The following is a 22,774-nucleotide window of genomic DNA, read 5'->3' on the forward strand; positions in this document are numbered from 1 at the left end:
TCCAATTGGTGACACTTGACCTATGAAACCGAAAACGCCCTTTGCTGTTGGGTCTTAACGGAATATCATCCCTGAAAAAACTATTATCGGCCCTTCACCCGGTCGAGGAGGCAGTATGCGTCTTACATGTCCGAATTGCACTGCGCAGTACGAAGTTCCTGACGAGGTCATCCCCGAGGAAGGCCGCGACGTGCAGTGTTCGAACTGCGATCAAACCTGGTTTCAGGCCAAGCATCCATCCGAGCCGACGGTTGAACCGAACGCGCCCGAGGACAAGCCTGTTGTGGCAGATACACCTGACACCGAGGTCGAGGCCCAGAAGGACGCCGAGCCCGCAGAAAAAACAGCGCCAGAGGTTGAAAAACCTGCTGCATCCACAGGAAATGTTGCCCCATCAGTCGCCAGTATCCTGAAAGAAGAAGCCGCACGAGAAGCAGAGTTGCGCGCGCAGGAAGGCGGCGGCCTGGAAAGCCAGCCCGATCTGGGCCTAGAAGCCCCACCAGAGCCAAAGGTCAGGCCCAAACGCCCTGCAACTTCGGAAACCGCCGTTGATGCCGGGCAAAAGGATGCACTGCCGGATGTCGATGCCATCAACTCGAGCATGCGGTCCGACCCCGCAGAAGATGTGGCGCAGGCGCCCCGCAAGTCCGGTGGGTTCTTGCGTGGTTTTGCGCTGATGCTGATCATCGGCGTGGTTCTGTACCTGATCTACGGGAATGCCCGCCAAATCAGCGAGGCTGTACCGCAGGCCGATCCGCTGCTCAGCTCATATGTGTCGCTGGTGGATCAGGCGCGAATCTGGCTCGAAACTCAGGCAGGATCTGGAGCGCAGAACTGAGAGCTAGAACCGCTCCAGCAACCGCTTGAGGTATTCCAACTCGATCTGGGGACGGTCTGTTTCACCGGTCCGGCGACGGATTTCATCCAGCAACTCGCGGGCCCGGCGATAGACATCTTCGCCTTGCAACAGGTTCTCGTCGGTTGAAATCGAACCCGCAGCACCCGGGTTTCGGCCCAGCGGATCGCGGTTGTTGGCCTGCATGTCGCCGTCTTGTGTTCCCTGCCCCGGTTGGTTCTGCTGTTCCTGCGCCATAGCTTCACCCAGCGACCGCATCCCTTCGCGCAACGCTTCCATCGCTTCGGACTGACGGTCGATAGCTTCGGCGAGATCATCGCCACGCAGGGCCTGCTCGGCCTCGTCCATGGCACGCCCGGCCCGATCCAGCGCTTCGCGGGCGGCGTCACCTTCGGGTGTGCCGACACCGGGCAGTCCTTGTTGCTGGCGACCCAGCTCGTCTCTCAACGCTTGCTGTCGGTCGGCGAGCGAACCTTGCCCCTGCTCACCGTCTCCGGCCTGATCCGAACCTTCACCCTGTCCGCCCTGCCCTTCGTGGCTTTGCCCCCGACCTTGACCACCGTTGCGACCTTCGTTCCCTTGGCTTTCACCTGATTGCGCGCCGGGGTTGAACTGTTCCTGCAAATCACGAAAGGCCTGATCGCTAAGACCCTGCTGTTCGCGCAGGGTTTCGGCGAGACCTTCCATGGCCTGCTGGCCTTCAGATTGCTGCCCTTGGCCCTGACCCTGAGTTACACGCATGTTCTCCATCATCTGCTGGAATTCTTCCAGCGCCTGCTGAGCTTCGGCCATGCGACCTTGTTCCATCAGTTCCTGAATACGGTCCATCATGCGTTGCAGGTCATCCTGCGTCATTTGCAAAGATTCACCATTCTGGCCGGGCTGACGCTCGCCGTCTTCACCATTTTGCTGTGCCAGCCGTTGTAATTGCTGCAGGTAATCCTGCGTCGCCTCGCGCAATTCCTGCATCAACTCCGCTATTTCTTCATCGCTGGCCCCGTTCTTCATCGCTTCGGTCAGACGTTCCTGCGCGCGGCGCATTCGTTCCAATGCATCCGCCAGCGTCCCGTCCTCGATCAGTACGGCAAGGTCCCACAGGGCCTGTGCAATCTCCTCTTGTTGTTTGGGTTTCAACCCGTATCGATGAAAAGTTTCCAATCGCCGCAGAACAACCCGCAGACGCAGATAGGCTGTGTCAGAACGAAACAGTTCCTCAGGGCGGTGCGACACAGCCCTCAGGACTTGCGAGACACGAGGCGCATTGGAACGCGACCAAAGCAAGTCGCGCCTTTGCTCAATCACGGCTGCCGCCAGCGGATCAAAGAAGCGCCGTGCTGGCAATGCCGTCGCATAGGGATCCGAAGACGTTTGCTGATCCGCTGCATCTGTTGCCCTCAAGGTAATCCTGACCGGCAGATGCGCCCACGGATGTTGCGAGAAATCCTCGATCAGGTCTTCGGTGAAATCTGCGCGGTCACCGGTGATCGGCATGGGTAATTCGATTTCGATCACCTCGCGCGGCTCTGGCTCGACCGCCAGTCCGTACCGACGGTCAATCGCCGCCTGATCCAACTCGATCCGGGCCAAGCCCGAAACCACGCCGTAATCATCGCTGGCGGAAAATGGCAGCTTCATCTGCCCGCCCGCTTCAGACTCGGCGGTTCCGGAAACCGCGATCTTCGGAGCCGCGTCATCAATGACCAGCACCGACCAGTCCTGCCCCGCCGGTCCATCTATGCGCAACTGACCCGAGCGTTCGGCGACAAACTCCAGTTCCGGGTCTGTTGCCGCCTCGGTTCCGCTTGCAGAACTGCTCTCGGTCAGACTATGTGCGCCGACCTCACCGTACAGTCTCAAGGTGATGCGACTGCCCTTGGGCACAGAAAGCGCCGCCCCCGTTTGGTCGGCAAGATATAAGGTCGGCAAACCTGTGTATCTGGGGGGTTCCACCCATCCTTCCCAAGTTGGACCCTGTCCAGCCACGGCCGTGCCCGGGGTCATGTCCGCCACTGAACCCACACGCCACAACGATCCAAAGATCAGCGCCACAACAAATGCCAGCAGAGCGGCATAGCGCAACGCATACGGGTCGCGCGACGCAAGCCGAAGATCTGGTTTCACAGCCTCAGCAGTGGCCGCACGCTGTGCCATGCGGGCTTTGTGCGCCTGCCACAAGGCAACCGAGTCCCCATCGTTGGCACCGATTGCCTGATCATCGAGCAAAGCCTGAATCGGTCGACCGGGCAGAGCCTCATCCAGCCGCGCCAGCGCATCAGCGCGGGACGGCAGTTTGAATTTCGTGACACCCCGGACAGATGCTGCACCAAAAGATATCAACGACAGCGCACCAGCACCCCAGACAATTTCAACGGGCAGATGATCCTGCAACCCCAGCATCAGAGCGGCGAGCAAAGCCAGAACAATCGAGAACGCAGGCCAGAACGCGCGCAGCACCTGTTCAGCCACCATACCGAGATGGGTTAGCCACAGGGACAGGCGCGGAATGGGCAGGTTCGTTCTGTTGGTCAAGACGGGCCTCCGGGACGGGCCCGCGCGGTTATCGCGTCAAAGCCACGATGGTATGGTATCGCGGTTTATGATTTCGTCAAAGCTTGGCCGTTCACGAATGACTGCAAATTGATCGCCATTCACCAGAACTTCGGGGATCAACGGGCGGGTGTTGTATTCGCTGGACATCACCGCACCGTATGCACCCGCGCTGCGAAATGCGACCAGATCACCCGATTTCAGCGGCGGCATATTGCGCTGCTTGGCAAAGGTATCCCCGGATTCGCAGACCGGACCGACAATGTCGTAAGGGCGCTGTTCCACACCGGCGACAGGTTCCTGCACCGAAACGATATCGTGGTAAGCTTCGTACATTGCGGGGCGGATTAGGTCGTTCATCGCCCCATCAAGGATCAAAAAGTCGCGACCTTCGCCTGATTTCACATAGATCACCTTGCTGACCATGATCCCGGCGTTGCCCGCGATCAGGCGTCCGGGCTCAATCTCGATCTCACAGCCCAGACGGCTCAGTGTTTTCTTGACCAGCGCACCATATTCAATCGGCAATGGGGGTGCGTTGTTCGACCGGGTGTAAGGAATGCCCAGACCGCCACCCAGATCAAGACGCCGAATGTTGTGACCTTCAGAGCGGAGTCGTTCGGTTAGCTCGGCCACCTTTGTGTAGGCCAGCTCATACGGTTCAAGTTCGGTCAGTTGCGAGCCAATATGAACGTCGATGCCGATCACCTCCAGCCCCGGCAGGCTGGCGGCGTGGGCGTAAACTTCCGAGGCACGGGCAATCGGAATGCCAAACTTGTTCTCAGACTTGCCGGTGGCAATCTTAGCGTGCGTCCTGGCATCGACATCCGGGTTCACCCTGACGGTGATCGGCGCGATTACGCCAAGCTCAAGCGCAATGGCGTTGATCACTTCCATCTCGGGCTCGGACTCGACGTTGAACTGGCGAATGCCACCGCCCAGCGCTATGCGTATCTCGTCCGCTGTTTTCCCCACACCTGAGAACACGATTTTGTCACCGGGAACACCAGCCGCCTTCGCCCGCAGATATTCTCCGCCCGAGACCACGTCCATCCCAGCGCCTGCTTGGGCCAATGTCTTAAGGATCGCCTGATTGCTGGCCGCTTTCATCGCGTAGCAGATCAGGTGATCGGTGCCGTCCAACGCGTCATCGAACAGTTTGAAATGCCGCAACAATGTAGCCGTGGAATAGACGTAGAACGGTGTTCCAACCGCGGCTGCAATTTCGGAGACGGGGACATCCTCGGCGTAAAGCGCGCCGTCGCGGTACAAAAAGTGATCCATGCTTGCGCGCTTAGACCATAAAAGGACTTCGGATCAATGGATTCCGTATCCTTGGTCGCGGTTTAGTTTTGAGTTGAAACACCAACTCGGCCATAGCCCGAGATAGAAATGCCGGTGCCCGATTGTTTTGGTTCGGCCGCAGGTTCCGGGCGTCGCGCTGACGAAGGCTCACAGGCCGCCAAAACCGCAAGTGCACAAACCAGTCCCAGAATTCTCATCTCAATACCATTCCTTTGTGTGACAGGTTATCGATACGCGCGCGCAACATGAGGTGTCAGGACCGGAGGCGCAACACGCAAAGGGGTCAGAATCCAAGATAAATGCCCAGCGGCCCGCGACTTAGCCCGACACCTCCGCCGACATACGCACCGCTTGATCCAACCCCGATTGTGGCACTGACCGTGGGCTGAGGGGCAGTTGGTTGGTCAGGCTCGCCATCAGCCCCGCACCCGGCCAGTACCAGGCCGGAAACCGTAATCAGGATCGCACGTAGCGCGGTCGTCATACCATTGCCTTCCATCGTTCGATCTGGACCCGCACCTGATCGGGGGCGGTACCGCCGTAGGACTGGCGCGAGTTTACCGAATTGTCGACGCCAAGGACAGAGTAGACGTCATCCGAAATTTCACCATGGACCGATTGCATATCGTCCAGTGTCAGGTCGGGCAGGTCACAACCCATACCCTCGGCCATGGCCACCAGTGATCCGGTGACGTGATGCGCATCCCGGAACGGCAGGCCCAGCACGCGTACCAGCCAGTCGGCCAGATCCGTCGCGGTCGAGAAACCCGAGCCGGCGGCGGCGGCAAGGCTGTCGCGGTTGGCGGTCATGTCCTTGACCATCCCTTCCATCGCCGCCAGCGCCAGCATCCAGTTGTCGGCGGCGTCAAAGACCTGTTCCTTATCTTCCTGCATGTCCTTTGAATAGGCCAGCGGCAGGCCCTTCATCACCATCATCAGCGCGGTGTTGGCCCCATAGATGCGCCCAACCTTGGCGCGGATCAGTTCAGCTGCATCCGGGTTCTTTTTCTGCGGCATGATCGACGAGCCGGTCGAAAACCGGTCGGACAGGGACACGAAACGGAACTGGGCCGAAGACCAGATCACCAATTCCTCGGCAAAACGCGACAGGTGCAAGGCGCAGATCGAGGCGGTCGACAGGAATTCCAATGCAAAATCGCGGTCGCTGACGGCATCCAGCGAGTTGGCGGCGGGGCGATCAAAGCCCAACGCCCGCGCTGTCATATGGCGGTCGATGGGGAAGGATGTGCCTGCCAGCGCGGCAGCCCCCAACGGGGATTCGTTCATTCGGGCACGGGCGTCGCGGACTCGGCTCAGGTCGCGGCCAAACATCTCGACATAGGCCATCATGTGATGCCCCCAAGTTACGGGTTGCGCAGTTTGCAGATGGGTAAAGCCCGGCATGACCCAATCGGCGCCTGCTTCGGCCTGCGCCAAAAGCGCGCGGATCAGGGCCAGAATACCGGACTCCGCCGCATCAAACTGATCCCGGACCCACAGTTTGAAATCCGTCGCCACCTGATCGTTACGCGAACGCCCTGTGTGCAAACGGCCTGCCGGCTCGCCAATGATCTCTTTCAGCCGCGCCTCGACATTCATGTGGATGTCTTCCAGCGCGGTCGAAAACTGAAACGTGCCGCTCTGGATTTCTGACAAAACGGTGAGCAGCCCTTCCCGAATGGCCTGCGCATCACTATCACTTATGACGCCTGTGGCAGCCAACATGGCCGCATGGGCGCGCGAGCCTGCGATGTCCTGGGCTGCCATCCGCTGATCGAACCCGATCGAGGCATTGATCGCCTCCATGATCGCGTCTGGACCGGCGGCAAAGCGGCCGCCCCACATCTGGTTCGAGGATTGATCGGTCATGTAAGAAAACCCGGAGTTGATATGCGCCTAATTCGTTTGATCCCCCTTTATATGGCCCTTGCGCTGGGTGCAAACGCCGCTTTTGCGACCGATGCAGAAACGCTGGCTCCTCTGCGGGAAGACAGCCTGAAACGTCTGATCCTGCACGAGGAGCCAAAACCGGCAAAAGTGATCGAGTTTCAGCGGGAAGATGACGGGGGTGTCGGCACGCTGGCCGATTATGAGGGTAAGTATGTTCTGCTGAACTTCTGGGCCACCTGGTGTGCCCCCTGCCGCAAAGAAATGCCGCAGATCGCCGAATTGCAGGACGAGTTTGGGGGTGACAAGTTTCAGGTCCTGACCCTTGCCACAGGCCGCAACTCACCAGCAGGGATCAAGAAGTTCTTTGAAGAGAATGGCATCTCCAACCTGCCGCGTCATCAGGACCTCAGCTCGGCTGCCGCGCGCGAGTTTGGCATCATCGCGTTGCCCATCACGGTCATTCTGAATCCCGAAGGTCAGGAAATCGCGCGGCTGATCGGTGATGCTGAATGGAACTCGGATAGCGCGAAGGCGATTATCTCGACGCTTGTTGGCGCAGAAAACTGAGGAAATAGCCTTAATATCAGCAAATCTTGATTTCCTCCGGGCATTCAACTCGGAGGATTTTTGATGAATTCTATTGCAGGAGTTGCCGCGATGGCGGGTGTTTTTTGGATGGCCACCGATGCTGCTACCACCAAAGATGTACGCAAGAGAGGCAAGGGAGATCAAGTAACCTACATGATCTCCGACTAGTATTCCTGCTTGTCGGATGGCTGCGATCAAAGCCTTGGTTTTGGAACACAGCTGACGCGACGCCACCTTTGACAGTGTTTCGACTCCTTTGCACTCTGCGCTAAGGAGGACGGAATGCCGCTGGAAATTCTATTGGTGTTGGTCGTTGGGGGCATAGCCGGGATTACGCTGTTGCTGCATCTGACAGGCAAGTCGCGGTTGCATGTGCTGACGCCGGACACGGCGCCACGCCAGTGGCTCCGGCATTTTCCCGATGACACGGTGATCGGCGTGACAATCGCCCATGACGGTCACGCGGCGCTGGTGCGGACACAGAATGGGGCCGGGTTGATCTGGTCCTTCGGGGCCGACACCGTTGCGCGGCAACTCCAGGATTTCGACTGGCTTGAGACTGCCAATGGCATCGAAGTTCGGTTTCACGACTTCAGCACCCCACGCGCGACCCTTCACCTTGACCAGACCGAACGCCAACACTGGCAACACTTGATGAGGCCCGCATGACAGACCAGGTAAGCTTCCCCGATGCGGTGCAATGGGCCGTCCCGTTTTTCATCGCTGCTATTCTGGCAGAATTCCTGTGGATCGCAGTCAAAGGCAAAGGCGGTCGGTATGAAACGCGCGATGCGGTGACCTCGCTGATCATGGGGGCCGGGAACATCGCGTCGGGCTTTTTGCTGGGCTTTATCGCCTATGCGTTTTTCATGTGGCTTTGGCAGATCACTCCTCTGGATCTTGGCACGTCAATTCCCGTTATCATTCTGTGCTTTGTTCTGGATGATCTTCGCTATTACTGGGTACATCGTTTTGGGCATCGCATTCGCTGGGTCTGGGCCAGCCATGTCAACCACCACAGCTCGCAGCACTACAATCTGACCACAGCGCTGCGGCAAACTTGGACCTATACCTTTACGTTCATGATGGTCGTTCGCGCGCCGCTGATCCTGCTGGGTTTCCATCCGGCCATGGTTCTGTTCGTTGGCGGATTGAACCTGATCTATCAGTTCTGGATTCACACCGAGGCCATCGGCAAGATGCCCCGATGGTTTGAGGCGGTCATGAATACCCCCAGCCATCATCGCGCGCATCACGGCCGAAACGCACGGTATCTGGATTGCAATTACGCCGGAGTTTTCATCATCTGGGACAAGATGTTCGGGACATTTGTGCCTGAACAGGAAAACGACCGGGTCGATTACGGGCTGGTTCACAATATCGGCACCTTCAACCCTTTGCGCGTTGCGTTTCACGAATGGGTCGGCATCTGGCACGACGCCACGCAGCCCGGCCTGACACTGCGGCAACGTCTGGCCTATTGTTTCGCACCGCCGGGTTACAGCCACGACGGCAGCCGCGACAACTCGGAACAGATAAAAGCCAAGCACCTGGCTCGCCACCCCGAGGACCGGGGAACGCCCGGATTTGAGCAGGTCGACAAGATCTTGCCCAAAGGACAGGCAGAGCAGGCCTGACACAGCTGTCAGGCCCCACTACGACTTGAACTCCGGCTTTTGCACGCCATATCGGTCATTGAATGTGGCGCATAGTTGAGCGAGGGGCGGCATGAAACGTTTGGCAACCATTTCGACCTTCGTCGGGTTATTTGGCCTGTTGCTGGCCATGCTTGCCGCGCTCGGCAGCTTTGTTGGCACGCTGATCGCACTGGGTTTTGTCCTGATGATTCTGGGTGCGACAGGAGCCCTTCTTGGGGCCGCGGTATCACTGGCCCGTGCCGGACATTCCGCGCGCTGAAACCGCATTAAGCAACTTCTTCTGACGCTTTAACCGCAGATTCATCTGTTTGCCCCGAAACTGTGTCAAAACACCTGTTTCGGACACAAGAGAATCTGCGCCTATGGGAAACAAAAAGCTCGCCAATCTTCCCGAAGGGTTGGACACCCCTTTGAATGCAGCAGTGTCAACACGGGATCGTTCGGTGGTTCAGATGGCAACCGATGCTGTGAAGCACAAGCAATGTCGGTTGGCCTTTCAGCCAGTTGTTCAGGCGCACCCGCCGCATGGCATCGCGTTTTATGAAGGGTTCATTCGCGTGATGGATGAAACAGGGCGTGTTATACCCGCCCGCGAATTCATGCCGCAGGTTGAAAACACCCCGATCGGACGTGATCTCGACTGCGTCGCGTTGGAACTTGGTCTGCGCACGTTGGTGAAGAACCCCCAGATCCGCCTGTCGATCAACATGTCCGCCCGCTCGATCGGTTATTCCAACTGGTCCGGTATACTGGACCGGTTTCTGAAACGGGACCCGCAGCTGGGCGAACGGCTGATCCTAGAAATCTCCGAAAGCTCTTCCATGCAGGTGCCTGAATTGGTGGTCGACTTCATGGACCGCCTTCAGGATCGCGGCATCGCCTTTGCGCTGGACGACTTTGGTGCCAGCAACTTCAGTTTCCGCCACTTTCGCGAATTTCTGTTCGACGCCGCAAAGATCGATGGTCAGTTTATCAGGGGTATCAGCGACAGCCCCGACAACCAGGCTTTGGTGCGGGCCTTGATTGCCGTGGCGCGTGAGTTTGAAATTCTGGTCACTGCCGAATCGGTCGAAACACAGAAGGATGCGGCATTTTTGCTTGCAAGTGGCGTGGATTGCATGCAGGGCTTTTTGTTCGGTGCGCCCAGTGTTTCACCCCCGTGGAAGCAGGAAAGAAGTTCAAAAACAGCAAGTTGATCCGTGGGTGATCGACATTTTTCCGCCATTTCCCAAGCTGAGACAAGCTGCCCGTTGCTGCAAGTGCAGCATTACGCTATTGCAGAAGTACTTGAGCGGGGGATAACGGGGCGCTCTTGTTTCGAGAGGGAAACTCTCGGCCTGCGCCGTCAGACATTCCGCCAGATAATGACGGTAAAGGACTGATCATATGACCAACGTAGTAATCGCATCCGCCGCACGAACAGGTGTTGGCAGCTTTAGTGGTTCGTTTGCGAACACCCCCGCACATGATCTGGGCGCGGCCGTCCTGCAAGCAGTTGTCGAGCGCGCCGGGATTGAAAAAGGCGAAGTCAGTGAAACCATCATGGGTCAGGTTCTGACTGCGGCTCAGGGCCAGAACCCGGCTCGGCAGGCGCATATCAACGCCGGTTTGCCGCAGGAAAGCGCCGCCTGGGGAATCAACCAGGTTTGTGGCTCGGGCCTGCGTGCCGTCGCATTGGGCGCTCAGCACATCCAGCTGGGCGATGCCGATATCGTCGCCGCTGGTGGCCAAGAGAACATGACCCTGTCACCCCACGCCGCCGCCCTGCGCGCGGGTCACAAGATGGGCGATATGAAGTATATCGACACCATGATCCGCGATGGTCTGTGGGATGCCTTCAACGGCTATCACATGGGTCAGACGGCGGAAAATGTTGCCGAGAAATGGCAGATCAGCCGCGACATGCAGGATGAATTCGCTGTCGCTTCGCAGAACAAGGCCGAGGCGGCGCAAAAAGCTGGCAAGTTTGTCGACGAAATCGTGCCCTTCACCATCAAGACCCGCAAGGGCGACATCGTGATGGACAAGGACGAATACATCCGCCACGGCGCTACAATGGAAGCCATGGCAAAGCTGCGCCCCGCCTTTACCAAGGACGGATCGGTCACAGCTGCAAACGCTTCGGGCCTGAACGACGGCGCCGCCGCGACCCTGTTGATGTCGGCTCAAAACGCAGAAAAGCGCGGAATCGAACCTTTGGCTCGCATCGCGTCCTACGCAACTGCCGGGCTGGACCCGTCGATCATGGGCGTTGGCCCGATCTACGCTTCGCGCAAGGCATTGGAAAAAGCAGGTTGGTCCGTCGACGATCTGGACCTGGTTGAAGCCAACGAAGCCTTTGCGGCGCAAGCCTGCGCAGTGAACAAGGACATGGGCTGGGACCCGTCGATTGTGAACGTGAACGGCGGCGCAATTGCCATCGGCCACCCGATCGGTGCATCAGGTTGCCGCGTTCTGAACACGCTGCTGTTCGAAATGAAGCGCCGCGACGCAAAGAAAGGTCTGGCCACTCTGTGCATCGGCGGCGGCATGGGTGTCGCCCTGTGTGTGGAGCGCGACTAAGTGCGCCAATAACCAAATAGAAAAGGGCGTCCATGCGACGCCCTTTTTTGTTACACTGGGGTCGTACCCCTTAGATGCGACGATATTGCCATCCGAAATAAACACCTTAACGACGAAACAATATTGCGCACAAGCATCTCTCAAAGTAACAGCATTACCAAGGCGACTAAAATTGGAGGAGTCCTAAATGGCACGTACAGCACTCGTTACCGGCGGTTCTCGCGGCATTGGCGCAGCAATTTCCAAGGCGCTCAAAGCCGAAGGATATAACGTTGCGGCCACCTATGCAGGGAATGACGAAGCCGCCGCGAAATTCACCGAAGAGACCGGCATTAAGACCTACAAGTGGAACGTCGCCGATTATGACGAATCCAAAGCAGGTATCGAAAAGGTTGAGGCCGAGGTTGGCCCCATCGATATCGTTGTCGCCAACGCTGGCATCACCCGTGATGCACCTTTCCATAAAATGACACCCGATCAGTGGAAAGACGTGATCGACACCAACCTGACTGGCGTGTTCAACACTGTGCACCCTGTCTGGCCTGGCATGCGCGAGCGCAAGTTTGGCCGTGTCATCGTCATCAGCTCCATCAACGGTCAGAAGGGCCAGTTCGCTCAGGTGAACTATGCTGCGACCAAAGCTGGCGATTTGGGCATCGTGAAATCTCTGGCGCAGGAAGGCGCGCGGGCGGGCATCACGGCCAACGCAATCTGCCCCGGTTATATCGCAACCGAGATGGTGATGGCGGTGCCTGAAAAGGTACGCGAATCGATTATTGGCCAGATCCCTGCCGGTCGTCTGGGCGAGCCTGAAGAGATTGCACGCTGTGTGACCTTCTTGGCCTCGGACGAATCTCAGTTCATCAACGGCTCGACCATCTCGGCCAACGGTGCTCAGTTCTTCGTCTGATCCAGGCTTGTGAACAAAAAAACGGGCCGGCCCCTTTGGACCGGCCCTTTCTGATCCCGTAAGAACGCGCGCGCTGCGATCAGCGGGAACCCAATACCCAATTCCACATCTGCCGGACCACCTTGCCACGCTCTTCATGAGCGCGCAGGATCGCCACTTGGGCGGCGGGATTTGTTGTCATCTCGATCATGGCAGCCGCCTTTCAATTCAGTTTTGCTTGACCTGATGTGAATATGAAGGTCACTTAAAGCCGTGACAAACGAAGTTTCCTGAACCTTCAGTTAAGAATTTCTTGGCTATGAGTGATTATCTGCCCCCACTTACCGCGCTTCGGGCTTTTGATGCCGCGGCCCGGCACATGTCCTTCGCGAAAGCGGCGGAAGAGCTGCACGTGACGCCAGCGGCCCTGTCCTTTCAGATCAAATCGCTTGAGGAGCATCTGGGCCGCCCTCTGTTCCGCCGTCTGAACCGCGCTGTGGAACTGACCGATGCGGGCCGCGCCCTGGCCCCCGGCGCGGCAGAAGGCTTTGCCACCTTGCAAGCCGCGTGGCGTGCCGTACGCAGGCAGGAGGATGGCACCGGACTGACCGTCACCGCAGGTCCGGCGCTGACCGCAAAGTGGCTGGCGCCTCGCCTTTACGAGTTTGCCCGTGCGCATCCGGAAATCGATCTGAAATTCTCCGCCACGTTGCGCAACATGGATCTGGAGCGGGATGATGTAGATGTTGCCATCCGGTTTGGCAATTCCGCCGATGAGGGGCTGTATTCCGTACCTGTAAGAAAGGAGTGGCTGACCCCAGTCATGACCCCGGAGCTGGCGGAACAATTCACCACGCCAGACAGCCTGCGCGACGCACCGTTGATCCACGACGATTCGATCAACTTTCTGACCCCACCCTGCGACTGGCCTGCCTGGTTCCGCGCTGTGGGTATCGATTTCATACCCACTCATGGGGCGTATTTTTCCAACGCAGATCACGCGATTGACGCCGCTGTCGCCGGTGTTGGTGTCGCCCTTGGACGGCGTGCCATGATCCTCAAGGACTTGACCGAAGGTCGGCTGGTTGCCCCCTTCAAGGTCGCGCTGGAAACGCAGGGCCGGTTCCGATTCCTGTGCCTTCCGGGGGCCGAGAAACGTCCTCAGATCGCAGCATTTCGGGATTGGTTCCTGACCGAGATTGAAAAGACCGCACATATTTCGGATGAGTTCGACATTATTCCGATCGAAGAGGTTCCCGGATCATGACCAAAACGCGCGCAACAGCCATCGGTTTTGGGGCCGTACTATTATGGGCTTTGCTGGCGCTTTTGACCGTCGGCTCTGCACCTACACCGCCTTTGCTGCTGAACACGATCTGCTTTTCGATTGGTGGTACACTTGGGTTGATCTGGACAGCCGCAACCGGTGGGTTCAGCGGGTTGAAACAGATCCCCTGGACGACCTACCTGTTCGGTTCATTGGGCCTGTTCGGGTACCACGCATTGTATTTTTCAGCCCTACGCATGGCCCCCGCGGCCGAGGCCGGACTGATTGCCTATCTCTGGCCCCTTCTTATCGTTCTGTTTTCCGGCCTGCTACCGGGCGAGCAGCTTCGCGCTGGTCACTTGATTGGGGCGTGCCTTGGCTTTGCTGGGGCTGCTTTGATCATCACCGGAGGCGGGAGCGCAGGTTTTCAGGCGCAACATCTGCCAGGATACACATTGGCCCTGCTTTGCGCGATGACATGGTCAGGCTATTCAGTTCTGTCACGCAGATTGGGTGATACACCCACCAGTTCGGTTGCGGTCTTTTGTCTGATGGCTGCGTTGGCTTCGGGTCTGCTGCATCTGGCCGTTGAAGACACCGTGCTGCCCGACTCGACACTAGGGTGGGTTTCTGTACTGGCACTTGGCCTTGGGCCCGTTGGGCTGGCCTTTTATGTTTGGGATATCGGGGTGAAGCAGGGTCATATTCAAATGCTCGGGACCTCATCTTACGCGGCCCCGCTATTGTCGACACTTGCTTTGGTGATGGCCGGGATCGCTGCCCCATCCTGGGGGCTGGCGATCGCGGCTTTTCTGATTACCGGCGGGGCCTTGATCGCGGCCCGTTCCAGTTTGAAATCTTAAGCAGACAGTCGCTCGATCTCTTCCTTCAGCTTGAGCTTCTGTTTCTTCAGCTGGGCTATGTGGAGATCATCGATGCCTGGCGAGCGTTGGGCTTGTTCTACTTCTAGACCGAGAGATTCATGCTTTTTCTTCAGTTCTGTCAGATGTGCGCTCACGCTCATTGCGATCCTCCTTTTATACGTGTCTGTATGTCACGTAAGAAGTTGATCACATCGTTTCCACCCTGTCACGCTGCAGACGCACAGAATCTGAAACAAATCCGACAAAATCGGCTGGACATTGCCGGTCGTCGTCAGAACCCGGGCAGGGCAGCGGCCTTCCGAAGCACAGCCGAAACCGCATCCGTATAGCTTTCGCCGTCTTTTTTGTGACGTTCACCCGCGTGCAGAATCAAAGGTGGGTGGAGGCGAAATGCCGCACGCCCTCCTTTGCGGGCGCGCAGAATGATCAGTTCAGCCTCTCGCCCTGTCCGTGGGCTTAGCGGCAACAACTCTACCGATCCCAATCTCCCTTGGCACGCTGCCAGCATGTCGGGCAGTCGATCGGCTTTCTGGATCATGTGCAGGTACCCTTTTTGCGCAAGGCGTCTGGCAGCCACTGCAATCCAGTCGGCCAACTGGGTGTCTTCGCTCAGGGCCACACTTCTTCCAGCATCCTTTGCAGGGCTATGCGCCCCCGCCCGATAATAGGGCGGATTCGCAATGACGTGATCGAACTGGCGCTGCCGAAGCGCCTCGGGCAAAGCGGTCAGGTCAGCTTCGACAACTTCCAGTTCTATCCCGTTGATTTCCGCGTTTCTACGGGCCAATTCCGCATAGGCGGGCTGGAGCTCGATACCTGTCACGTGCAAACCGGGCACTCGTGAGGACAAGCAAAGAATGGCGGCACCGGCACCGCACCCCAGCTCCAACACAGACTGACCTGCCCTGACCGGAACGGATGCGGCAAGCAATACCGGATCGACCCCGGCACGATAACCCGACTGAGGTTGCAGCAACCGGATCCTGCCCCCCAGGAAATCATTGCAGCTGAGTTCACCATCGGAAAACCGGTTCATCGGCCCAGCGGAATTTCATTGTCGCGCATCACACGTTCGGCACGGGTCAGGTCTTCGGCGCGAACCATCAGTCGGCGGGGAAAGATCCCGATCCCACCTTCGAGGATGCTCATATTTACGTCCATCTGAAAGCAGTCTATATCCTCGCCTTCAAGGAGAGCGGATGCAAAGGCCAGGATCGTCGGATCGGTACTGCGCAATAGTTCTTTCATGGGGATGGATGTAAGGGCAAGGCGGGGCGGAAGTCGAGCCTTGTATCAGGAGTGTGATGACCGTCGGCATGATCTCAAAACCGCATGAGCGCCTCGCTGAAATTCTGGCGGGTGAAATGGAGGCTGTGAACACGTTGATCCGCGCCCGGATGGCGTCGGACCATGCCCCACGTATCCCCGAAGTGACCCAGCACCTGGTCGAGGCAGGCGGAAAGCGCCTGCGCCCAATGCTGACATTGGCAGCGGCGCGGCTGTTTCGCTATTCAGGTGAGCACCACGTGCGCCTTGCTGCCACGGTCGAGTTCATCCACACCGCCACCCTTCTGCACGACGACGTTGTGGATGAGAGCGCCCAACGGCGCGGACGCCCGACCGCAAATCTACTTTGGGATAACAAATCCAGCGTGCTGGTCGGTGATTACCTGTTTTCCCGCAGCTTCCAATTGATGGTCGAAACGGGTTCGCTGCGGGTTCTGGATATCTTGGCTAATGCCTCAGCAACCATCGCCGAAGGCGAGGTGCTGCAAATGACCGCGGCAACCGACCTGCGTACAGATGAAAGCGTTTACCTACAGGTCGTGCGCGGCAAGACAGCAGCTTTGTTTTCAGCTGCGACCGAGGTGGGTGGCGTGATCGCCGGTGCATCGGAAGAACAGATCAAAGCTCTGTTCGATTATGGTGACGCATTGGGGATCGCATTCCAGATTGCGGACGACCTGCTGGATTATCAGGGTGACAGCAAGACAACCGGCAAAAATGTGGGCGATGATTTCCGCGAACGAAAGCTGACCCTGCCTGTCATCAAGGCAGTTGCACAGGCCACGCCCGAAGAACGCGCGTTCTGGGAGCGTACGATCGAAAAGGGCCGCCAACAGGAAGGCGATCTGGATCATGCGCTGGGCCTGATGGACAAATACGCAACGCTGGAAGAAACCCGGCAGGACGCATTGGGCTGGGCGAACAAGGCAAAGGCATCTTTGGATGTTCTACCTGATCATGAAATTCGCAGCCTGCTGCGCGAACTGGCCGATTACGTGGTCTCGCGCCTTAGTTAAGCTGCGTCGCGCGGCACCACCAATCAGGATGCGCCGCACCGATCTCATAGGCCGCGAAATGCGCGTCTTTCATTGTGGGGTACAGCGCATAACAGGTCGAGCCGGAGCCCGACATGCGCGTTACAAGGGCACGATTGGTCATGTTCAACTCGTCCAGAACCTGCTCGATCTCAGGTGCAACGCCCATGGCAGGTACCTGCAGGTCATTGCGTTGATCACGCAACCACAGGGCACAGACTTCAGCGTCTACAAAATCTGGGACTAACTCAGGCATCGGCGGATTGTCTCTGGACGACAATGCGTTGAAAACGGCATTTGTCGGCACCGGCACATTCGGGTTGACCAAAAGGGCGGGTAAGTGCGGAAGGTTCACCGCCGCCAAACGATCGCCAATGCCTTGCATTCTGATCGCCCGGCTTTCCAGGCAAACGGGCACATCTGCCCCCAGTGACAACGGCAAGTCAGGCGGGACGTCACATCCCTGCCCTGCCAATGTCCAAAGCGTGGCGGCCGCATCCGATGACCCACCCCCTATACCTGCCCCGTGGGGCAACGACTTGATCAGGTCTACATGCCCGGTCCAGCCGACGCCTTCGGCCGCTTTCCAGACCAGATTACGGTTGTCCGTGGGCACGCCTTCAGCAAACTCCCCAATCACGTCCATAGACAGCTCGGGGCCGGGTGTGAATGTCAACTGATCTCCCAGATCAGCAAAAACCACTAACGAATCCAACAGGTGATAACCGTCCTTACGACGTCCGGTCACATGGAGGGTCAGGTTGATCTTGGCGGGCGCAAACGCCTTAATTTCCATTTGCGACTTTCAAAGGTTCCGCACCCTCTTCGGCCAGAACGGCGCTTAGTCCGATTTCGATCTTGCGTCGAATGCGATCCGGGTCAGCCTCGCCATCCGTGTCTTCGAGGTCAACGAAGGACAGAGCCCGTTTCCACTGGAACTCGGCCTCACGCGCTCGTCCAACAGCCCAATAGACGTCCCCCAGATGATCATTGACGACCGGATCAACGGGCATCAGCTCGACCGCGCGCTCCATATGCTCGACCGCTTCTTCGTAACGACCCAGACGGAACAAAACCCAACCCAGACTATCCACGATGTAGCCACTATCCGGGCGGGCCTCGACCGCGCGCTGGATCATGTCCAGCGCTTCATCCAGCTTTTCTTTCCGTTCTACCAAAGAATAGCCCAGATAGTTCAGCACCTGCGGCTGATCCGGATTCAACTCCAGCGCCCGGCGGAAATCGGTTTCAGCCTGATCCCACTGCTTCAGCCTCTCGTGGCTTATGCCGCGCGCGTAGTGCAGGAACCAATTCCCGCCTGCCTGACTGTCCGTCAAACCAATCGCAGTGTCATAAGAGGCAACCGCAGCCGCATAGTTTTCCTGACGACGTTGAAGATCTGCCAGAGAAACATGGACGCTGGGCAAATCAGGATTTTGCAGCGCCAGGTTTTGCAGAACTTCAATGGCCGCATCGGTTTTTCCGGACTTGTCCAGGATTTCGGCCCGCCCAAGTTCTGCGGCATGGTGGTCATTGCTGCCGGCCGGGACCATGCGATAGGCGGCAACAGCCAGATCATACTGTTGCAGCTTGTCCAGCAATTCCGCGCTCAGCAGAATGGCGTCCACGTGGTCAGGGCGCAGAAAACTCGCCAGTCGTGCGTAAAGCAGGACGTAGTCAGCCGAAGCCTCGCTGTTCAATGCGGCACCAACGGTAAAGAATATTTCCGCCATTCCATCCAGCGCAGAGCCCGCGTGAGTGAACGGAAGCGTCTCGCCCGCGGTCAATTGGCCGGTATAGGCTTCAATGGTCGGATCGCTACCGGAAACAAACACATCGTCCAGAAATTGTATGGCGTCTTCGTTGCGATCCAGCTGCGACAGCACCTCTGTACGGGCCAGCGCGGCCCGACGCGAGAACCGCGCAACCGCGCCGTTGTTATCCGCAAAAATCACCTCGGCACCTTCGAAATCGCCGATAGAGGCCAGTGCCATGGCTTTGTGATACAGCGCAAATTCCCTGAGGCCTTCCTGCGTTGCCACGGCATCGAACTGATCCATGGCCTTTGTCATTTCACCTTGCCCCAGATGGGCCCATGCGATCATCAGCCCATCAACCAAAGGACCGATCCCCTGCGTTTCAGGGTCACGCGCCAGAAGTTCGTCAAACTTGCCGTCTGCGATCAAATTGGCCGAAATCGCCATGCGCGCGGCCTGGCTTGGAATGTTGGCTTCCTCGATCTGCTTTGCAACAGGCAAAGCACGGGCAATTTCCCCCAGCGCAAGGCGGGCGACAACAACGCTTTCCAAGAGCAGCGCGTTTTCCGGATCAAACCTGAGAGCCTGGGCGTAGTATCTTTCCGCCGCAGAATAGTCGCTTTCGTAAATCGCCTGACGCCCGGCCAGATAAGAACCGGCACCCGATTCTGAAAAGGCCGGAACTGCGACCGACGACATGAGCAGCACGGACAATGCCGCGCGACGAACCAGGGAAACCACCGAAATCCTGCCTTGCTATCGTTGACTGACGGTTAAGCTAGGGCTTCGGTCGGCAAGAGGCAATGGCAGAGCCTTCACGACCCTGCCATTACCGGTTTTTTGCTTACATGTTCGGATAGTTTGGTCCGTCGCCACCCTGCGGCGTGGTCCAGGTGATATTCTGGCTTGGATCCTTGATGTCGCAGGTTTTGCAGTGAACGCAGTTCTGGAAGTTGATGACGAATCGCGGACCGTTGTCATCCTCGACCATTTCGTACACGCCTGCCGGGCAATAGCGCTGCGCCGGTTCGTCGAACTTGGGCAGGTTGACCTTGACCGGGATATCCGGGTCCGTCAGGCGCAGGTGGCAGGGCTGGCTTTCCTCGTGATTGGTTGCCGCAAAGGACACGTTGGTCAGACGGTCAAAGGACAGCGTCCCATCGGGCTTGGGATAATCGATCGGCTTGTGCTTGCTGGCTTCCTCAGTCGACTGGGCATCGTTCTTGCCGTGTCCCAGCGTACCAAAGAACGAAAAGCCCAATGTGTTGGTCCACATGTCCAGGCCACCCAGCACCAGCGAGGGGATCATGCCCCACTTGGACCACATCGGCTTGACGTTGCGCACCTTCTTCAGGTCCTTGCCAATCGCGCCATTGCGAACGTCGGCCTCGTAAGCGGTCAGCTCATCGCCCGAACGGTCAGCCTTGATCGCGTCATAGGCGGCCTCGGCGGCAGCCTTGCCCGATAGCATCGCATTGTGGTTGCCCTTGATGCGCGGCACGTTGACCATGCCCGCTGAACAGCCCAGCAGCGCTACGCCCGGCGCCACCAGCTTGGGCATCGACTGAAGACCACCCTCGGTGATCGCACGGGCACCGTATGCCACGCGCTTGCCGCCTTTCAGCAGCTCGGCCACCATCGGGTGATGCTTGAAGCGCTGGAATTCCATATAGGGGTACAGGTGCGGGTTCTTGTAGTTCAGGTGAACCACAAAGCCGACATAGACCTGATTGTTTTCAAGATGGTAGATGAACGATCCGCCGCCTGCGTTGCCGCCCAGAGGCCAGCCCATTGTGTGCGTGACCGTACCTTCCTTGTGCTTGGCCGGGTCAATCTCCCAGATCTCTTTCATGCCGACGCCGTATTTCTGCGGCTCTTTGCCGACAGACAGGTCATATTTGGCGATGACTTCCTTGGACAGTGATCCGCGCACACCTTCCGACAGGAAGACGTATTTGCCGTGCAGTTCCATGCCCGGCTCAGTATTGGGGCCATAAGAGCCATCCGCTTCCAGACCAAAGACGCCGGCCACGACGCCTTTGACTTCGCCATTGTCGCCGTAAACCAGCTCGGAACAGGCCATGCCGGGGAAGATTTCCACGCCCAGCTCTTCGGCCTGCTCGGCCATCCAGCGGCAGACATTGCCCATCGACACGATATAGTTGCCATGGTTGTTCATCAGCGGCGGCATCGGGAAGTTGGGGATTCGGATTTTGCCTGCCTCACCCAGCATGTAGAAATTGTCTTCATGCACCGGCACGTTCAGCGGAGCACCTTTTGCCTTCCAATCCGGGATCAAAGCGTCCAGCCCGCAGGGATCGAGAACTGCGCCAGACAGGATATGAGCGCCCACTTCTGAGCCTTTTTCCAACACGACAACATTCAGATCCGCGTCCAACTGTTTCAGTCGAATGGCCGCCGACAGGCCCGCAGGACCTGCGCCTACGATCACCACGTCATATTCCATTGCTTCGCGTTCAATCTCGGCCATCGCGGGCTCCCTAGCTTACTTTCCGAATTGGCGCTGTCACTGCAGGATCTGCGCAATTTTGTTTCACGGCTGATTACATGGTCAGAAAGACTTTGGTCAATCGAAACACGGCGTAACAAGGGCGCTATTCGACACATCAGTCCTCTGGTGCATCACCCATCAGGTATCTGGGACCGCTACCATGGGATTTTGCCCTGTCATCGGGGTTATAAAGCTTGCATTTCGGCAAGCTGAGGCACCCGCATCCGATGCAGCCGTCCAGATTGTCGCGCAATCGCATCAGGATATCGATTCGCTGGTCCAGATGAGTGCGCAACCGCACGCTTATGGCTTTCCAATCCTGTGGTGTCGGTGTTCGCTTTCCCGGCAAGCCCGACAAGACCTCGCGAATTTCAGGCAAGGTCAGGCCGAACTGCTGCGCGATCATGACAAAGCTCAGCCGCCGGATATCTGCCCGCTGGTAACGTCGCTGCCCACCCGCATTGCGCCAGGGCGCAATCAAACCCTGTGCTTCGTAATACCGTATCGCTGAAACGGCCAACCCCGTACGTCGGGCCAATGCCCCGATTGCCAACCCTTCTGAAACAGCCATGTCACCCTCGAAGAAATACCTTGACCTAAAGTTAGGTTTATAAATTACGGTGAGTCGAAACAAGCCAAAAAGGAGATCCCATGATGGCAACGCTTGAGCATACCAATTTCACTGTCAGCGATCCACAGGCCTCGGCCGCCTGGATGCAGCAGGTCTTTGGCTGGAAAACACGGTGGGAAGGACCCGCAATATCAGGCGGATATACAGTGCATGTCGGATCGGCCCACACCTATCTTGCGCTTTACAAACCCGATGCGCCGAAACCATTGGTCGAAAGCAGCTACGATGTCGTCGGCGGGCTGAACCATGTTGGTGTTCTGGTCGAAGATATCGACGCAACCGAGGTCAAGGTGCGCAAGGCCGGGTTCGAACCCCATAATCATGCCGATTACGAACCGGGGCGTCGGTTCTATTTCAGGGATGACAACGGCATCGAGTTTGAAGTGGTTCAATATGATTGAGATGCTGTGGCTCTGCACGCCTTCGAGGCGATGGTGCAAGGGCGGGCAACCGGACCATCGCCACAGGCCACACCCGAAACAATCCAGACGGCACGATGTTGCGAATTGATCGCTGCACCTGCTGACACCTCTTGCAATTCACGTGGTATTTGGGTCAGGTAATCGTCAACCTAGGACTCGCCCCGACGCTTCTGTGCGGCGGGGCGAGTCAGTTTATGCGTGGACGTAGAGAGTATGGAAAAGATCCCTATGACGCCTGCGGGCAATGCCGCACTCGCAGCTGAGCTGAAGAACCTCAAATCCGTTGAACGCCCTGCGATCATCGAAGCCATCGCATCGGCGCGTGAACTTGGCGACCTGAAAGAAAATGCCGAATACCATTCAGCCCGCGAAAAGCAGGGGTTTATCGAAGGCCGCATTAAAGAACTGGAAGGTATCCTGTCGCTGGCGGATGTAATTGATCCAACAAAACTGTCCGGCGCAGTCAAATTTGGCGCAAAGGTTACTTTGGTTGACGAAGATACCGACGAAGAAAAGACGTGGCAAATCGTCGGTGAATATGAAGCCAATATCGAAGCCGGCCTTTTGAATATCAAATCCCCCATCGCCCGCGCCCTGATCGGCAAGGACGAAGGTGACAGCGTCGAGGTGCGCACCCCTGGCGGCGTGCGTTCTTATGAAATTCTGAGTATCAAGTACGCCTGAC

At 57.7% G+C, this 22,774-nt stretch carries 25 protein-coding genes; 14 read left to right on the forward strand and 11 right to left on the reverse strand.

What is annotated here, in order from left to right:
- Nucleotides 1–115: 115 nt before the first annotated feature.
- Complete coding sequence (locus tag ACR0BK_RS07570; RefSeq protein WP_480475061.1) at nucleotides 116–838, forward strand: zinc-ribbon domain-containing protein; 723 nt, start codon at nucleotides 116–118, stop codon at nucleotides 836–838.
- Between the two features lie 3 nt (nucleotides 839–841).
- Here the strand turns inward: ACR0BK_RS07570 and ACR0BK_RS07575 are convergent, their stop codons facing one another.
- The 4 genes from ACR0BK_RS07575 to argH form a co-directional block, all read right to left on the reverse strand.
- Complete coding sequence (locus ACR0BK_RS07575; protein ID WP_480518636.1) at nucleotides 842–3,325, reverse strand: TIGR02302 family protein; 2,484 nt, start codon at nucleotides 3,323–3,325, stop codon at nucleotides 842–844.
- Nucleotides 3,326–3,421: 96 nt separating this feature from the next.
- On the reverse strand, nucleotides 3,422–4,687 hold the full coding sequence (gene lysA / locus ACR0BK_RS07580; protein WP_480554217.1) for a diaminopimelate decarboxylase: 1,266 nt from the start codon (nucleotides 4,685–4,687) through the stop codon (nucleotides 3,422–3,424).
- Between the two features lie 304 nt (nucleotides 4,688–4,991).
- Nucleotides 4,992–5,192, reverse strand: a complete 201-nt coding sequence (locus ACR0BK_RS07585) for an argininosuccinate lyase (protein ID WP_480475057.1) — start codon at nucleotides 5,190–5,192, stop codon at nucleotides 4,992–4,994.
- Nucleotides 5,189–6,577 (reverse strand): argininosuccinate lyase, encoded by a 1,389-nt coding sequence (gene argH / locus ACR0BK_RS07590; protein WP_480554218.1) that lies wholly within the window; start codon nucleotides 6,575–6,577, stop codon nucleotides 5,189–5,191. Before argH ends, ACR0BK_RS07585 begins: the two co-directional genes overlap by 4 nt.
- Nucleotides 6,578–6,598: 21 nt before the next feature.
- Here argH and ACR0BK_RS07595 point away from each other — a divergent pair, with 21 nt between their 5' ends.
- The 10 genes from ACR0BK_RS07595 (at nucleotide 6,599) to yddG (ending at nucleotide 14,425) form a co-directional block, all read left to right on the forward strand.
- The gene (locus ACR0BK_RS07595) at nucleotides 6,599–7,165 is read left to right on the forward strand and encodes a TlpA family protein disulfide reductase (RefSeq protein WP_480554219.1); all 567 of its coding nucleotides are present in this window, start codon (nucleotides 6,599–6,601) and stop codon (nucleotides 7,163–7,165) included.
- A gap of 63 nt (nucleotides 7,166–7,228) precedes the next feature.
- Nucleotides 7,229–7,354 (forward strand): hypothetical protein, encoded by a 126-nt coding sequence (locus tag ACR0BK_RS07600; protein ID WP_480554220.1) that lies wholly within the window; start codon nucleotides 7,229–7,231, stop codon nucleotides 7,352–7,354.
- A gap of 114 nt (nucleotides 7,355–7,468) precedes the next feature.
- Nucleotides 7,469–7,855 carry a hypothetical protein gene (locus ACR0BK_RS07605; RefSeq protein ID WP_480554221.1) on the forward strand — a complete coding sequence of 129 codons (387 nt, stop codon included), beginning with the start codon at nucleotides 7,469–7,471 and terminating at the stop codon, nucleotides 7,853–7,855.
- Complete coding sequence (locus ACR0BK_RS07610) at nucleotides 7,852–8,823, forward strand: sterol desaturase family protein (RefSeq protein WP_209506579.1); 972 nt, start codon at nucleotides 7,852–7,854, stop codon at nucleotides 8,821–8,823. Before ACR0BK_RS07605 ends, ACR0BK_RS07610 begins: the two co-directional genes overlap by 4 nt.
- Nucleotides 8,824–8,914: 91 nt before the next feature.
- Complete coding sequence (locus ACR0BK_RS07615) at nucleotides 8,915–9,103, forward strand: hypothetical protein (protein ID WP_480475045.1); 189 nt, start codon at nucleotides 8,915–8,917, stop codon at nucleotides 9,101–9,103.
- A gap of 103 nt (nucleotides 9,104–9,206) precedes the next feature.
- Nucleotides 9,207–10,040, forward strand: a complete 834-nt coding sequence (locus ACR0BK_RS07620; RefSeq protein WP_480554222.1) for an EAL domain-containing protein — start codon at nucleotides 9,207–9,209, stop codon at nucleotides 10,038–10,040.
- Nucleotides 10,041–10,230: 190 nt separating this feature from the next.
- On the forward strand, nucleotides 10,231–11,406 hold the full coding sequence (locus ACR0BK_RS07625; protein WP_480554223.1) for an acetyl-CoA C-acetyltransferase: 1,176 nt from the start codon (nucleotides 10,231–10,233) through the stop codon (nucleotides 11,404–11,406).
- 187 nt (nucleotides 11,407–11,593) lie between these two features.
- A complete protein-coding gene (gene phbB, locus ACR0BK_RS07630) occupies nucleotides 11,594–12,316 on the forward strand; it encodes an acetoacetyl-CoA reductase (protein WP_209506587.1) in 723 nt (240 codons plus the stop codon).
- A 298-nt stretch (nucleotides 12,317–12,614) separates the two neighbouring features.
- A complete protein-coding gene (locus tag ACR0BK_RS07635; protein WP_480554224.1) occupies nucleotides 12,615–13,562 on the forward strand; it encodes a transcriptional regulator GcvA in 948 nt (315 codons plus the stop codon).
- Entirely contained in the window at nucleotides 13,559–14,425 is an 867-nt protein-coding gene (gene yddG / locus ACR0BK_RS07640) for an aromatic amino acid exporter YddG (RefSeq protein WP_480554225.1), read from the forward strand. Before ACR0BK_RS07635 ends, yddG begins: the two co-directional genes overlap by 4 nt.
- Here yddG and ACR0BK_RS07645 read toward each other — a convergent pair.
- The 3 genes from ACR0BK_RS07645 to ACR0BK_RS07655 all read right to left on the reverse strand — a co-directional run bounded on the left by ACR0BK_RS07645 (nucleotide 14,422) and on the right by ACR0BK_RS07655 (nucleotide 15,694).
- Nucleotides 14,422–14,586, reverse strand: a complete 165-nt coding sequence (locus tag ACR0BK_RS07645; protein WP_083445267.1) for a YdcH family protein — start codon at nucleotides 14,584–14,586, stop codon at nucleotides 14,422–14,424. The genes yddG and ACR0BK_RS07645 overlap by 4 nt on opposite strands.
- A 131-nt stretch (nucleotides 14,587–14,717) precedes the next feature.
- Entirely contained in the window at nucleotides 14,718–15,482 is a 765-nt protein-coding gene (locus tag ACR0BK_RS07650) for a tRNA1(Val) (adenine(37)-N6)-methyltransferase (protein ID WP_480554226.1), read from the reverse strand.
- The gene (locus ACR0BK_RS07655; RefSeq protein ID WP_050604033.1) at nucleotides 15,479–15,694 is read right to left on the reverse strand and encodes a putative signal transducing protein; all 216 of its coding nucleotides are present in this window, start codon (nucleotides 15,692–15,694) and stop codon (nucleotides 15,479–15,481) included. Before ACR0BK_RS07655 ends, ACR0BK_RS07650 begins: the two co-directional genes overlap by 4 nt.
- A gap of 56 nt (nucleotides 15,695–15,750) precedes the next feature.
- On the opposite strand from ACR0BK_RS07655, the gene ACR0BK_RS07660 reads away from it, so the two are divergent.
- Nucleotides 15,751–16,749, forward strand: coding sequence for a polyprenyl synthetase family protein (locus tag ACR0BK_RS07660; RefSeq protein WP_480554227.1), 999 nt, complete (start codon nucleotides 15,751–15,753; stop codon nucleotides 16,747–16,749).
- On the opposite strand, the gene ACR0BK_RS07665 is transcribed toward ACR0BK_RS07660, so the two are convergent.
- The 4 genes from ACR0BK_RS07665 to soxR all read right to left on the reverse strand — a co-directional run bounded on the left by ACR0BK_RS07665 (nucleotide 16,742) and on the right by soxR (nucleotide 21,607).
- The gene (locus ACR0BK_RS07665; RefSeq protein WP_480554228.1) at nucleotides 16,742–17,563 is read right to left on the reverse strand and encodes a 4-(cytidine 5'-diphospho)-2-C-methyl-D-erythritol kinase; all 822 of its coding nucleotides are present in this window, start codon (nucleotides 17,561–17,563) and stop codon (nucleotides 16,742–16,744) included. The two genes, ACR0BK_RS07660 and ACR0BK_RS07665, sit on opposite strands and share 8 nt — an antisense overlap.
- Nucleotides 17,553–19,265 (reverse strand): tetratricopeptide repeat protein, encoded by a 1,713-nt coding sequence (locus ACR0BK_RS07670; protein ID WP_480554229.1) that lies wholly within the window; start codon nucleotides 19,263–19,265, stop codon nucleotides 17,553–17,555. Before ACR0BK_RS07670 ends, ACR0BK_RS07665 begins: the two co-directional genes overlap by 11 nt.
- Nucleotides 19,266–19,368: 103 nt before the next feature.
- Complete coding sequence (locus ACR0BK_RS07675) at nucleotides 19,369–21,015, reverse strand: electron transfer flavoprotein-ubiquinone oxidoreductase (protein ID WP_480518405.1); 1,647 nt, start codon at nucleotides 21,013–21,015, stop codon at nucleotides 19,369–19,371.
- Between the two features lie 136 nt (nucleotides 21,016–21,151).
- Nucleotides 21,152–21,607 (reverse strand): redox-sensitive transcriptional activator SoxR, encoded by a 456-nt coding sequence (gene soxR, locus ACR0BK_RS07680; protein WP_480554230.1) that lies wholly within the window; start codon nucleotides 21,605–21,607, stop codon nucleotides 21,152–21,154.
- An 80-nt stretch (nucleotides 21,608–21,687) separates the two neighbouring features.
- Between soxR and ACR0BK_RS07685 the strand changes: the two genes are divergently transcribed.
- Nucleotides 21,688–22,068 (forward strand): VOC family protein, encoded by a 381-nt coding sequence (locus ACR0BK_RS07685; protein ID WP_480518401.1) that lies wholly within the window; start codon nucleotides 21,688–21,690, stop codon nucleotides 22,066–22,068.
- A gap of 234 nt (nucleotides 22,069–22,302) precedes the next feature.
- Nucleotides 22,303–22,773 carry a transcription elongation factor GreA gene (gene greA, locus ACR0BK_RS07690; protein WP_480518399.1) on the forward strand — a complete coding sequence of 157 codons (471 nt, stop codon included), beginning with the start codon at nucleotides 22,303–22,305 and terminating at the stop codon, nucleotides 22,771–22,773.
- The last annotated feature ends 1 nt before the right edge of the window (nucleotide 22,774 follow it).

The organism is Ruegeria sp. AF1, from assembly GCF_056542125.1.